Below are 12931 nucleotides of genomic sequence, written 5' to 3'. Positions count from 1 at the left end.
TTAAAATAGTTAGAATGACAAAAAGGTCGGAGAGCCCGACCTCATTTTTAAATTTTTCCGCCCTCAACTACAAGTGACTCAGGATTTACGCTATCGCCATATACTGGTTTTAGTGTAGCGTCGTATGCCTTATGAAAGAAATTTTCTTTTCCAAGCGTTTCAATCTCTTTGTTTAGCCACTCAAGTAAAACTGTATTTCCTTTTTTTACAGCTGGCGCAATAACATCAACATCGCCAAAAGCTTCTATGCCGACCTTAAAGCCAGCATTTTCCTTGACCCATGCAAAAAGCATAGCATTATCGTGAGCAAGTGCCACACCACGCTTATCAAGAAGCGCTGCAAAGGTTTCTGTGTTGTGGTCAAATTTTAAAAGCTCGATTTCTGGATGATTTTTAGTAAAATATGCATCCGCTGTCGTACCTTTATTTACGATAAGCTTCTTGCCTTTTAGCTGTGCTATATCGGTTATAAGCTCGCCCTCTGGGCTAACAAGACCTAGCGAGACCTTCATATATGGTAGTGCAAAGTCAACCACTTTTGAGCGCTCAGGTGTTTTTGTAAAATTTGCAAGTGTGATGTCAACTTTATTTGCTACTAGGACTTCAGCTCTGCTGGCGGCTTCAACTAGCTCAAATTTTACCTTGTTTTCATCGCCAAGCAAATCCTTTGCGATGCGCTTTGCAAAGTAGATGTCATATCCTTGGTTTTTGCCATCCTTATTGACATAGCCAAACGGTGGCTTGTCACTAAAAACACCGATACGAACGAAACCTTGTTCTTTGATCTTGGCTATCGCGTCAGTTTGTGCGCTAGCAACTTTGTCATCACCACAACCCGTTAGAAAGACGGCGGCGAATAGTGCCAAAAATGAAAAAAATGCTTTTCTCACTCTTTCTCCTTTGTTTTGAAATAGGACTATTTTTATATTAAATTTTTACTAAAAGTTAGTTGAAATTTTTAGCTTTTGTTTGAATTTGCTCGTTTTGTGAGTAAATTCAATGTTTTTTGCCTAAAATGCCTTTGTTTTTGGGATTTGACTTAAATATTGACATAGATTTTTTACTCTCTTTTTTTGGTTTTGCAACGGCAAAATTTATCATAATGGCATTTTCTTCAACCATGATCTGCACTATACCAGAGAGCTTAACGCTAACAACAGAAGCAAAGTCATTTGCCCCAAAGCCAGCTTCAAAGCTTAGCGTATCTTGTGTGAGTTTTGCGCTCTCAAAAGTATAGCCACCAAGTGCAAAAACTATGACTTTGTGCGAAAAAGAGGCTGCTATTTCATCTGGTAGGGGCGGATCAAAGCTTGTTAAGTCAAGATTTGCAACGATGGCAAAGTCTGTGCCATTTTGCAGTAAAAAATCAACACATTCATACACATGCATTTTCATTAAAAGTGCGAATTTTTCGTTATTTAAAAGCTCATTTAGCATACTGTCTCCTCAAATTCTTTTAACATTTTTTCTATCTCTTTAAGGCCTATTTGCCGAAATTTTTCATCATCTATGTCAAAACCAAACATTCCCACAAGCTCTTGCGGGCTTTTACTTCCTCCACTGGCTAGAAATTTTGTGTAAATTTCTACAAAATTTTCACACTTTGCACTCTTGTAAAGTCCAAAAAGCGCAAGCACTAAAAGCTGTGCATAAGAGTAGGCATAGCAGTAAAATGGCGTATGGATAAAGTGTGGTATATAACTATGCCAAATATCGTAATGCTCGCACAAAACAACACTTTTGCCAAACATTTTTTGACTCTCTTCTCGCCAAATTTTATTTAGCACTTGGCTTGATATCTCGCCTTCATGGCTATGCACTCGGCGCTCAAAGGTTGTAAAGTTTATTTGACGGTAAAGCGTGGCAAATATATCTTCTAGTTTGCCAGCGAGTAAGGCTTGTTTTTCTTTGCCACTAAGCGTATTTTTAACATAGTCAAACACAAGCATCTCACAAAAAACTGAGGCTGTTTCTGCTGTGGTTAGCGGCGTGTCCGAGTTTAGGTAGCCTACGCTGTAGCTTAAATTTTGATGTATTGCATGTCCTAACTCATGTGCAAGTGTAAAAAGATCCCTTCGTTGGTTAGTGTGATTAAGCAGCACATAAGGGTGGGCGTCAGCAGAGCCTGGGTGGCTAAAAGCTCCACCACGCTTTGAATCACTCGGATAGACATCTATCCAGCCTTCGTTAAAAGCTTGATTTGCTATTTTGCCAAATTTAGTACTAAATTTATTAAAAGCATCAAGCACTATCTCTTTACTTTTTTCAAATGAGTAGCTCTCGTTTTTAGCTTCTAAAGGAGCATATCTATCATAGTCGTAAAGCTCGTTAAAGCCTAAAATTTCGCGCTTTTTATTATAGTATATATGAACTAGGTTAAAGCTATTTTCACTGGCCATTATAAGAGCATCTACGCTTTTTTTTGTGATTTGATTATCAAGATGGCGTGGCGCTTCTGGAGAGCTAAAACCTCTTAGCTCACAATCAGTTTTTAAATCAGTTTTTATCATATTATAGATAAAAGTTAGTAGGTGTTGATGGCGTGAAAGCTCAGCTGAAAGCGACTCTGCAGCGTCTTTTCGTACGCTTCGATCAGCATCATGAAGTTTGCTTAAAATTTCTTCTTCGCCTAAATGTTCGCCACGAAACTCAAATTTCATTGCACTCATGCTCTCATCAAAAAGCCTAGCAAATGCCTGGGCTCCAGTACTTGCCGTGCGCAGCAAGACCTCTTCTTCTTTTATGCTTAGTTGATGTGGTTTTTGTTTTTGTAAATTTTGCAGATAGTAGGTATGGTTTAAAGAAGCACTTATGAAGCTGTTTTGTTTGCTTTCATCAAGCTTGTTAAACTCAAGCTCAAAAAAGAGTAAGCTTTGCTGGGCTTTAGTGCAAAGCTCTTCAAATTTTGCATAAAATGCACCTTTTTTAGTATCTTTGGCAAATACCAAAAATGCGTATGTCATTATCTTTGATATATCGGCATTTAGGATCTCATAAAGTTTAAGTGCTTTATTAAAATCTTCTGGCGCTAGAGCATTTAGTTTGCTTGAAAATTTCTGTGAAAATTCTGCGCAGTTACTTATGGTTGTCTTGCTAAAACTCTCAAGTTCATCAGTATTTTTAAAAAGTGGAGTTAAGTCCCAAGTGTTCATCATGTAAAATCCTAAAAAATTATTTTTAGTATTTTACACAAAGTTATTTAAAAAAAGAGAATTTAGCCCAAAGTAGGGCTAAATTTAATCCTTTATCGTTTGACTTGCAAAAGCTGTAAAGACGACATCAGATGAGCTGTTTAGGGCTGTTTCTACACTATCTTGAACGACGCCTATTATAAAACCAACGGCAACAACTTGCATTGCTATGTCGTTGTTTATACCAAAAAGTGCGCATGCAAGCGGGATAAGTAGTAGTGAGCCACCAGCCACACCAGAAGCACCGCAAGCACCAATGGCCGAGATAAAGCTTAAAAGCACAGCGTCACCAAATGTAACGCTGACATGATTAAGAGAATTTACAGCAGCCAGCGCAAGCACAGAGATAGTAACTGCTGCGCCACCCATATTTATCGTCGCACCAAGTGGAATAGAGATAGAGTAAAGCTCTTCTTTTAGCCCAAGTCTTTTGCAAAGTGCCATATTTACAGGTATATTTGCTGCTGAGCTACGCGTAAAAAATGCGGTTATAGCACTCTCTTTTATAGATGTTATAATGATAGGGTAAGGGTTTTTGCCAGTTATCAAAAAGCCAATGAGAGCATTGATAACAAACGCACAAAATAGCATTGTGCCAACTAAAACTACGATAAGTTTTAAGTATCCAGCAAGAGCATCAAATCCTGTTTCATAAATGCTTGTAGCAACAAGACCAAAGATACCAAAAGGAGCAAGGCGGATAATAAAGCGAACTATTTTTGTTACACCATCGCTTACATCTTTAAATAAATTTTTTGTCTCTTTTGTGCAGTTTCTCATCGCGATACCGCCACCAACAGCCCAAGCTATGATGCCTATATAATTGCCAGTGCTTAGGGCGGTAACTGGGTTTTGAACTATTTTAAAGATAAGATCTTTTAAAACATCAACAACATTTTGAGGTGCCCCAAGTTCGGCAGCATTTACATTTTTAAGGATAAGCTCAACTGGAAATAAAAAGCTAACGCAAACAGCCGCTACAGAGGCTAAAAGTGTACCTAAAAGATAGATAAAAACTATCTTTCCCATGCCTTTTGCTTCGCCAAATTCTTTCGTGATAATCGAAGTTGCAACAAGAACAAATACAAGAACTGGAGCGATAGCTTTAAGCGCTCCAACAAAAAGGTTTCCAAGTACTGCTATGCTACTTATAACTTTACCTGCAAAAGCTGCTGCTTGTTCACTAGCACCAAGCTGTGAATGAGCCCAAAAACCAATGATAAGACCAAGTGTGATACCTACTAAAATTTGAATGATCATATTGCCGTCAGCATAGCGTCTGGCTAAGTTTGAAATAGCATTCATGTTTAACCTTTGTTTTAAATTAGTTGCCAAAAGTATAGCGAAAAAAAGCAGAATTTTATATTTTTAATAATTGATTAATAAAAATTTCAACTACAAATGTTACAATTATGCAATTTTTAAGAAATAAAGAAGGAAATTTTAATGTATTTATTTACCTCAGAAGTGGTTAGTCCGGGACATCCTGACAAGTGCGCCGACATTATAGCAGATAGTATCGTGGATAAAATTCTCACCCAAGATCCAAATGGCAGGGTCGCAAGCGAGGTCTTTGTCGCTGGTAAAAATATAATCATAGGCGGAGAGATAAACTCAAAAGTTGCCTTATCCTATAAAGACTACGAATACATCGTAAAAGACGCTCTTGCTCACATAGGCTATAACGGCAACCCATACTTTACAAAACAGCAGTGCTTGCATCCAGATGATATCGAAGTTAAGGTTTGTATAAATCAGCAAAGCCCAGATATAAATCAAGGTGTTGATCAACAAGACGGCGAAATAGGGGCTGGCGATCAAGGTATAATGTTTGGCTTTGCAAGTTGCGAGGCAGATGAGTATATGCCAGCGGCTATCACTTATGCAAGAATGCTTTGTGATAAGGTTTATAAATTTGCAAAGGAAAATCCCGATAAGCTAGGCGTGGATATAAAAACGCAGGTTACAATTGATTATGGAAATAAAGATAACTTTGAAAGTTGCCGTCCGCAAAGCATACATACTATCGTTGTTTCTGCTCCTTGTGTTGAGAGTATGGATATAGCTACACTTAGGGCTTTAGTGCAAAATTTAATCGATGAAGCAGGCTTGCCAAAAAGCCTTTATAATAAGGAAAAAACGATAATTTACATAAATCCAACTGGCAGATATGTAAATCACAGCTCACTTCACGATAGCGGCTTAACAGGCAGAAAACTTATCGTAGATAGCTTTGGTGGATACGCTCCGATAGGCGGGGGCGCTCAGTCTAGCAAGGATTATACAAAGGTCGATCGTAGCGGACTTTATGCGGCTAGATATATAGCTAAAAATATCGTTGCAGCAGGGCTTGCTAAAAAATGTGTCGTGCAGCTAAGCTATGCTATCGGCGTGGCAAAGCCAACTTCTGTGAGTGTAGATACGATGGGAACGCATGTACCAAGCGTTGATGATGATAAACTATCAGCATTTGTGATGGAAAATTTTGCCCTAACTCCGCGTTGGATAACGCAAAAATTTGCATTAGATCGTCCGAGTGAACAGACATTTTTATACGCAAAAGTAGCTGCCAAAGGACAGGTTGGAAATGCAAAATATCCTTGGGAAAAGCTTGATAGCGTAGAAATGTTTAAAAAACTTGCTTGAGCTAAAATTTTAAAATTTAACCAAAAATTTTTAAAACACCTTTGCTTGCCTTCTAAAAATTAGGGGGCAAGCTATAAATTTATAAGCAGGCTCTTAATGCAAAATTCTGTCACACAAGAAACAGCAGACAAAAGCTTTATAAGATAAGCCGGTTTAGAGCCCAAATTTTCCTTTAAGCAGACTTTGTTTTGGAGCTATAATCTCTGAGTTAGAGCCATTTACGCTGTGATATATCGTTTTGCCATACTTTGTAGCGTAGTATTTTAGTAAATTTCTTTGTAAAATAGGCTGTGTCGAAGGTAAAATTTTATGCAAAAACCAGCCGTTGTTTGAGATAGCAAACATAACATCAAACTCTCCTTTATGAAGCTCATTTGTAGTGGCCTCATAGCAGATGGCGTTACGAATTTTTACACCTTTAATCTCATAATCACTAACTTTTTTTGCTGTTGCAAAGTCGCTAGCTCCGTCATAAAATAGCTTGTTTATAAAATTTTTAGCAAATTTTGGCAATGGAATTTCTTCGCCAAAAGGTACTAAAATATGCTTGTCAAATCGTAACATTTCGCCATCTTTAAACAAAAATGCGGAATTAAAATTTTGTTCATTTTCATGGGCTAGTGCACCTGAGATGATGGCTATATCTTTAGAAAGCTCAAGCAGTCTTTGTCTTAAAAATCGCTCGTGTGTGATAAATAAAGGAAGTGCGCTTTCTGGCAGAAGTATGGCATCTTTTTTTGCCGTTATAGCCTGTTGTATGAGGGCTAAAATTTCATCTACTTGCTCGTTTTTTAGGTCTTTGTTCCAGCGATTTGTCTGCTCTATTTTGGTGTTTGTAAGCTCAAGTGAAAATGGCAAATTTGCACCACTTGCACTTTTAAACTGCAAGGCACATACAAAGCATAGTAAGATAGCTAAAAGTTTAAAGGCGCCCTTTAAATAGCTTGCCAAAATAGCTGCCAAAAATACAAAGCCAAGTCCTCGAACGCTTGGCTCAAAAGCCCCTAAAACAAGCGTAGCTTCAAGGTTAAACCAGTTAAATCCAAATGGAGCAATATAGCTAAAAACAAAGAGCAAAATAGCACGCAAAGCCACAAAACTAGGAAAACTAGCTGCTAAAAATATAAGCCCATAAATAAGCGAGATACCCAAGATAACAACTGGCATAAGCCATGCAAGATCGTAATAGATAAAGCTAAAGCTAATCCAGTAAAACCACAAAATTCCCGTGAAAAATCCAGCCCAAAAAAATCCAGCCCTATCTAAATTTATAATGATATAAATGCCTAAAAATGTTAAAAATGGCGAGACAAAACTAAGCCAAAAATTCTCAAAAATGGAAAAATATATAAAATTTGCCAGCAAAAATGCTCCAACAAAGGCTTTTATTATCTTTTTAATGCTAAAATACGGGGTTAAAAATTTTATTTTAAGGAACCCAAATGCAAGAAGGAAATTTTCTAGCTTCATTACTACCTCTCATCGTGCTTTTCGCGATATTTTACTTTTTGGTTATCAGACCACAGCAAAAGCAACAAAAACAACACGCGGCTATGATCGCAGCCCTAGAAAAAGGCGATAAGATCATAACAAGTGGTGGACTTATCTGCGAGGTGGTGAAACCAGAAGATGATTTTATCAAAGTAAAGCTTAACGATGATGTAATCGTGCGAATTTCTCGTGATTTTGTCGCTAGAAAGATCGAAGCCTAAGATATGCGAAGCGCAAAAATAACATATCGACTGATAATTTTTATCGTCGCGATTGTTCTTGGACTTGGCTTTTCTTTGCCATCATTTTTGCAAACTGAAAATGGGGCAAAAGTGAGCCTTGGACTTGATTTGCAAGGTGGTTTGTATATGCTTCTTGGTGTTGAAACTGAAGCTGCGGTTTATTCAAAAATGAAATCAGTTGCCGGAAGTATCAACTATTATGCAAAAAAAGAGGATATTTTAGTTGATAAGCTTAGGGCAAAGGATGAGATTGTAAGCTTTAGTATAATTGACAGCGATGACGCCACTAAGATAGATAAAATGCTAGCTGAAATTTCAGGTCTTGATATGCAAAAAGATGGGCTAAGCTACACTGTAAAACTAACCGAGGAAGAGCGACAAAAGACACTTGAGTATGCAGTTTCTCAAGCTGTTGAGACCATTAGAAACAGGCTTGATCAGTTTGGCTTAGCAGAGCCAACAGTCGCAAAGCAGGGCAGTGATAATATATTAGTCGAGTTACCTGGCATAAAAAGCGAAGCTGATGAGGCTAGAGCTAGGGATCTTATAGCTAAGGCAGCACACTTGCAGCTTATGGCAGTTGATGAAAAGCGTCAAGATCAGGCACATACTATGAGTGCAGCAGATGCCGAAAGCTACGGAAATACCATATACCCAGATATAAAAAATGATAAGATAAAATATGTCCTAAAAAGCGTTCCAGTTCTTGATGGATCAATGTTAACAGATGCAAGAGTGGCTTTTTCTCAGCAAAATAACCTACCTATTATAAATTTTACCCTAAATTCAGAAGGTGCTAGAATTTTTGGTGATTTTACAGGTGAAAGTGTAGGAAAACGCCTGGCTATCGTGCTTGATGGCAAGGTTTACTCTGCACCTGTGATAAATGAGCGCATAGGTGGTGGTAGTGGTCAGATAAGCGGTGGTTTTACTGTTGAAGAGGCCCATGATGTGGCGATAGCACTTCGCTCAGGAGCACTTCTTGCGCCCGTAAAACTTCTTGAAAAGCGCAGTATAGGACCGTCATTGGGTGCTGAAAGTATTAATAAAAGTATGACTGCGCTAGCTGGAGCCTCTGTTTTGGTTGTTATATTTATGGTGCTTTACTATGGTTTTGCTGGAATTTTGGCAAATATAGCCCTTGTAGCAAATATATTTATACTTACGGCTGTTATGGCGCTTTTTGGTGCTACACTAACACTTCCTGGCATGGCTGGTATAGTTCTTACTGTCGGTATGGCAGTTGATGCCAATGTTATCATAAACGAACGGATGCGCGAGATGATGCGCGAGGGTGCAAATTTGCGCCTTGCGATACAAAAAGGCTATGAAAATGCAATGAGTGCCATCATTGATTCAAACATCACAACGCTCATAACCGTTGTTGCCCTTTATGCTTACGGGACGGGACCTATTAAAGGTTTTGCAGTAACAATGAGCATAGGTGTTCTTACTTCGATGCTTACGGCTATTTTGGGTACTCATGGCTGCTTTGATTTCCTTGCGGATAGGATAGAAAAAAGTGGCAATACAAGATTTTGGTTTGGATATAAAAGGGGTTAGGCGTGCAAATTTTTACAAAAGCTAAAGTTTATGATTTTATGAAGTTCAGATTTGCTTCGCTTAGTCTGTCTGCTATTTTGTTTTTTGGTTCAGTTTTTTTACTTTTAACAAAAGGTTTAAATTACGGTATAGACTTTTCTGGCGGTACTTTGATACAAGTAAAATACGAGGGTGTTGCTCCACTTGATAAGATAAGAGAGACTCTTTTAAAAAGTGAAAAGTTAAAAAATGCAAATGTAACAGAATTTGGTAGCGAACATGAGGTGAATATTCGTTTTTCTGGCTCAGATTCAAGTGTGAGTGGCGACATTGGTGCAGAAGTTAAGGAACTTTTAAAAGAGACTGGAAATGTTGAAATTCGCCGTGTGGATATAGTTGGTCCAAAGGTTGGTAGTGAGCTTAGAGAAAAAGGCTTAATGGCTATCTTAGTTTCATTTGGCGCAGTGCTTATTTATATCACGCTTCGTTTTGAATGGCGTTTTGCTGTGGCTGCTATCATATCTGAAATTCACGATGTTGTCATAACATTGGGTGCTATATCGCTATTTGCTATAAATGTAAATTTGGATACATTAGCTGCCATACTTACGATACTTGGCTATTCGCTAAATGATACTATTATCATTTTTGATCGCATTAGGGAGGGCATAGTAACAAGCAAGCGTAGCGATATGATAGATGTTATCAATGAAAGCATATCGGCAACACTATCAAGAACTATACTAACATCATTTACTACGCTTATGGTTGTAGCAGTGCTGTTCTTCTTTGGTGGCGATATGATACATGACTTCTCTTTTGTGTTAATAGTAGGAATTTTGATAGGAACTATAAGCTCAGTTTATATAGCAGTACCATTTCTTATATGGTTTAAATTTAATATTGAGCAATATAGAGCTAGACTTGCTGAGAAGCAAAAACAGCAAAAAGAGCGTGAGCGTGAGCGTGCAATGTTTGAAAAAGGTGTAGTGTAAGGAGTTTTTATGAATTGGGGAAAAGTTTTTTATATATTTTTTGCTCTGATGAGCCTTACTACAACGGCTGGGTTTTTATACGATAAAAATGAGATAGCACTGTTTGTAGCAGCTAGTATAAATTTAGTCTCTACTTTGCTTAAAATCGGTGTGAAAAATATACTCTCAGCCGAGCTTTTTGCTAGCTCACTTGTTGCTGACTTGCACCTTATACCGGCATTTATCGTACTTCAAGTAAGCTCAAATATGACACTTTGCTACTCGCTTGCTATAGGCGCGCTGATAGCAAATATCTTTTCGCTTGCTCTAGTGCTTATCGAGTCAAGCAAAACTCAAGAAGAATTTTAGGAGAAAAAATGGCTGAAATTTTAAAATACGATGCCTTAAATATTGAAAAAAAATGGCAAGAAATTTGGTCGAAAAATGAGGAATTTGAGCCAAAAGATGATTATACTTTACCTAAAAAATACATCCTTTCAATGTTTCCATATCCAAGTGGACGCATCCATATGGGGCATGTTAGAAACTACTCTATAAGCGATGTTTTAGCTAGATACTACCGAAAAAAAGGCTTTAATGTCTTACATCCTATTGGCTTTGATAGCTTTGGTATGCCAGCAGAAAATGCAGCTATAAAAAACGGCACTCATCCTAGAAAATGGACTTATGAGAATATAGATTATATGATAAAAGAGCTTAGAACTCTAGGACTTTCATTTTCCAAAAAGCGTGAGCTAGCCACTTCTGACCCGCTTTATACAAAATGGGAGCAGAGCTTTTTTATAAAGATGTTTGAAAAGGGGTTGGTATATCGCAAAAGTGCGGTTGTAAACTGGTGTGAGCATGACCAGACGGTTTTGGCAAATGAACAGGTTGAAGAGGGTTGTTGTTGGCGCTGTGGTAACGAGATAGTTCAAAGAGAGCTTCCTGGGTATTATTTTAAGATAACGCAGTATGCTGATGAGCTTTTAAATGATCTGAAAAAGCTTGAAGGTAAGTGGCCAAGCCAGGTTTTAACTATGCAAGAAAACTGGATCGGCAAGAGCTATGGGCTAGAGTTTAAATTTGAGCTGGATGAAGATTCAAAGAAGATTTTAGGCGGTAAGTTTGATGGATTTGAGGTCTTTACAACTCGCCCAGATACCATTTATGGAGTAACTTATACAGCTCTTGCGCCAGAACATGGTATTGTTAAGGCGTTGCTTGAGAGTGAAAATTTAGATGATGAGAAAAAAACAAAGATCCGCACTATCTTAAATCAAAGTCCACGGGAGCGTCAAGCCAGCGCAAAAGACGGCATGTTTTTAGGTATTTATGTTCTCCATCCACTTACAAATGAGAAAATTCCAGTTTGGGTAGCAAATTTTATCTTGGCTGATTATGGTAGTGGAGCTATCATGTCAGTGCCTGCTCATGATCAACGCGATTTTGACTTTGCGAGCGAATTTGGTTTGCCTATCGTGCAAGTTGTTTGTCCAGAAGATGGAGAAAATGACACTAGTAAGGCAAATAGCGAGCCAGGCATCGCCATAAATTCGCCACTTATAGACGGACTAAAAACTCAAGATGCAAAAGAGAAAATAATAGCAAATTTTGAAAACAAAGGGCTTGGACGAAGAGTAACAAATTTCAAGCTTCGTGACTGGGGTATCTCTCGTCAGCGATATTGGGGTGCGCCTATACCTATCGTGCATTGCCCACATTGTGGAGTTGTGCCAGAGAATGAGAAAAATTTACCAGTAGCACTACCTGATGATGTAAATATAACAGGCGAAGGTAATCCTTTAGATAAGCATGCGACTTGGAAGTATACAAAATGTCCAAAATGCGGTGGTGACGCCATTAGAGAGACTGACACGATGGACACATTTGTGCAAAGTAGCTGGTATTTTGCAAGATATGCAAGTGATGAGCGGACTTGGGAAGATATGGCGCTTGATAAAGATGGTGTTGATTATTGGATGAATGTCGATCAATATATCGGCGGTATCGAACATGCTATACTTCACCTACTTTATGCGCGCTTTTTTCAAAAGGTCTTGCGAGATTTGGGCTATGTGAGAGATGACGAGCCATTTGAAAATTTACTAACTCAAGGCATGGTGCTAAAAGATGGTAAAAAGATGAGTAAAAGTAAGGGAAATGTCGTAGATCCAGATGATATTATAAATAAATATGGTGCTGATACGGCAAGGCTTTTTATACTTTTTGCTGCGCCTCCTCAAAAAGAGCTTGAGTGGAATGATAGCGCGGTTGAGGGCGCATATCGCTTTTTAAATAGACTTTGGGATAGAGCTATAAATTTAGCTCCAAGAAGCCAAATGCCAACTATAAATCATTCAAATCTTAGCAAAGAGGAGAAGTATGCTAGACTTAAAGTGTACGAAGCTCTTGTAAAGTCGCAAGATGTTTTTGCACAAAGTTTTACATTTAACACCTTAATCGCCGCTTGCATGGAAGCTCTTAATGCTATAAATGCCCAAAATAACGATGATGTAAGTGCTGAGGGATTTTATATTATCTTAAATTTACTTGAGCCTATCGTGCCACACATTGCTTGCGAACTGAGTGAGAGGCTTTTTGGTAGGAGAAATTTTGGTGAGATTAAAATTTTAGATGAAGTTTTTGTAAAAGACACTATAAACTTAGCCGTTACCATAAATGGCAAAAAGCGTGCAGAGTTTGAAATTTCAGCATCAGCCAAACAAGAAGATGTACTAAAAGAGGCAAAAACACAAACGGCAAAATGGCTTGATGGCAAGGAGATATTAAAAGAAATTTATATCCCTGGTAAGCTTGTGAATTTGGTTATAAAAGGATAAAA

11 protein-coding genes are annotated in these 12931 nt (G+C 38.0%); 6 read left to right on the top strand and 5 right to left on the bottom strand.

Annotation, left to right across the window (positions count from 1 at the left end; translation table 11 throughout):
- Positions 1-47: 47 nt before the first annotated feature.
- The 4 genes from LQV35_RS04520 to sstT all read right to left on the bottom strand — a co-directional run bounded on the left by LQV35_RS04520 (position 48) and on the right by sstT (position 4496).
- The gene (locus LQV35_RS04520) at positions 48-890 is read right to left on the bottom strand and encodes a cysteine ABC transporter substrate-binding protein (RefSeq protein WP_230056657.1); all 843 of its coding nucleotides are present in this window, start codon (positions 888-890) and stop codon (positions 48-50) included.
- Between the two features lie 106 nt (positions 891-996).
- Entirely contained in the window at positions 997-1437 is a 441-nt protein-coding gene (locus tag LQV35_RS04515) for a hypothetical protein (protein ID WP_230056656.1), read from the bottom strand.
- The gene (locus LQV35_RS04510) at positions 1431-3152 is read right to left on the bottom strand and encodes a M3 family oligoendopeptidase (RefSeq protein WP_230056750.1); all 1722 of its coding nucleotides are present in this window, start codon (positions 3150-3152) and stop codon (positions 1431-1433) included. The genes LQV35_RS04515 and LQV35_RS04510 overlap by 7 nt, the downstream gene beginning before the upstream one ends.
- Positions 3153-3236: 84 nt before the next feature.
- The gene (sstT, locus tag LQV35_RS04505; RefSeq protein WP_230056655.1) at positions 3237-4496 is read right to left on the bottom strand and encodes a serine/threonine transporter SstT; all 1260 of its coding nucleotides are present in this window, start codon (positions 4494-4496) and stop codon (positions 3237-3239) included.
- 141 nt (positions 4497-4637) lie between these two features.
- Here sstT and metK point away from each other — a divergent pair, with 141 nt between their 5' ends.
- Positions 4638-5837 carry a methionine adenosyltransferase gene (gene metK / locus LQV35_RS04500; RefSeq protein ID WP_230056654.1) on the top strand — a complete coding sequence of 400 codons (1200 nt, stop codon included), beginning with the start codon at positions 4638-4640 and terminating at the stop codon, positions 5835-5837.
- Between the two features lie 153 nt (positions 5838-5990).
- Here the strand turns inward: metK and LQV35_RS04495 are convergent, their stop codons facing one another.
- Positions 5991-7307: an apolipoprotein N-acyltransferase gene (locus LQV35_RS04495; RefSeq protein ID WP_230056653.1), complete on the bottom strand. Its 1317-nt coding sequence runs from the start codon at positions 7305-7307 to the stop codon at positions 5991-5993.
- On the opposite strand from LQV35_RS04495, the gene yajC reads away from it, so the two are divergent.
- The 5 genes from yajC to leuS are packed head-to-tail and all read left to right on the top strand — an operon-like array spanning position 7280 to position 12929.
- Entirely contained in the window at positions 7280-7549 is a 270-nt protein-coding gene (gene yajC, locus LQV35_RS04490; RefSeq protein WP_230056652.1) for a preprotein translocase subunit YajC, read from the top strand. The genes LQV35_RS04495 and yajC overlap by 28 nt on opposite strands.
- 3 nt (positions 7550-7552) lie before the next feature.
- Complete coding sequence (gene secD / locus LQV35_RS04485; protein WP_230056651.1) at positions 7553-9133, top strand: protein translocase subunit SecD; 1581 nt, start codon at positions 7553-7555, stop codon at positions 9131-9133.
- Positions 9134-9135: 2 nt separating this feature from the next.
- On the top strand, positions 9136-10107 hold the full coding sequence (secF, locus tag LQV35_RS04480; protein WP_230056650.1) for a protein translocase subunit SecF: 972 nt from the start codon (positions 9136-9138) through the stop codon (positions 10105-10107).
- Between the two features lie 9 nt (positions 10108-10116).
- Complete coding sequence (locus tag LQV35_RS04475; RefSeq protein WP_230056649.1) at positions 10117-10455, top strand: DUF6394 family protein; 339 nt, start codon at positions 10117-10119, stop codon at positions 10453-10455.
- Positions 10456-10463: 8 nt separating this feature from the next.
- Positions 10464-12929, top strand: a complete 2466-nt coding sequence (gene leuS, locus LQV35_RS04470) for a leucine--tRNA ligase (RefSeq protein WP_230056648.1) — start codon at positions 10464-10466, stop codon at positions 12927-12929.
- Positions 12930-12931: the final 2 nt, after the last annotated feature.

The organism is Campylobacter suis (assembly GCF_905120475.1).
In the GTDB taxonomy this organism is placed as follows: domain Bacteria; phylum Campylobacterota; class Campylobacteria; order Campylobacterales; family Campylobacteraceae; genus Campylobacter_A; species Campylobacter_A suis.
The sequence above is the reverse complement of the archived record's forward strand: the minus strand, read 5'-3'. Positions and strand labels throughout refer to the sequence as shown.

Bases quoted from the DNA above. Each gene is read 5' to 3' on its own strand.
- leuS (WP_230056648.1), top strand. From the start codon at position 10,464: ATGGCTGAAATTTTAAAATACGATGCCTTAAATATTGAAAAAAAATGG.
- yajC (WP_230056652.1), top strand. From the start codon at position 7,280: ATGCAAGAAGGAAATTTTCTAGCTTCATTACTACCTCTCATCGTGCTT.
- secD (WP_230056651.1), top strand. From the start codon at position 7,553: ATGCGAAGCGCAAAAATAACATATCGACTGATAATTTTTATCGTCGCG.
- metK (WP_230056654.1), top strand. From the start codon at position 4,638: ATGTATTTATTTACCTCAGAAGTGGTTAGTCCGGGACATCCTGACAAG.
- LQV35_RS04475 (WP_230056649.1), top strand. From the start codon at position 10,117: ATGAATTGGGGAAAAGTTTTTTATATATTTTTTGCTCTGATGAGCCTT.
- sstT (WP_230056655.1), bottom strand. From the start codon at position 4,496: ATGAATGCTATTTCAAACTTAGCCAGACGCTATGCTGACGGCAATATG.
- LQV35_RS04515 (WP_230056656.1), bottom strand. From the start codon at position 1,437: ATGCTAAATGAGCTTTTAAATAACGAAAAATTCGCACTTTTAATGAAA.
- LQV35_RS04510 (WP_230056750.1), bottom strand. From the start codon at position 3,152: ATGAACACTTGGGACTTAACTCCACTTTTTAAAAATACTGATGAACTT.
- LQV35_RS04495 (WP_230056653.1), bottom strand. From the start codon at position 7,307: ATGAAGCTAGAAAATTTCCTTCTTGCATTTGGGTTCCTTAAAATAAAA.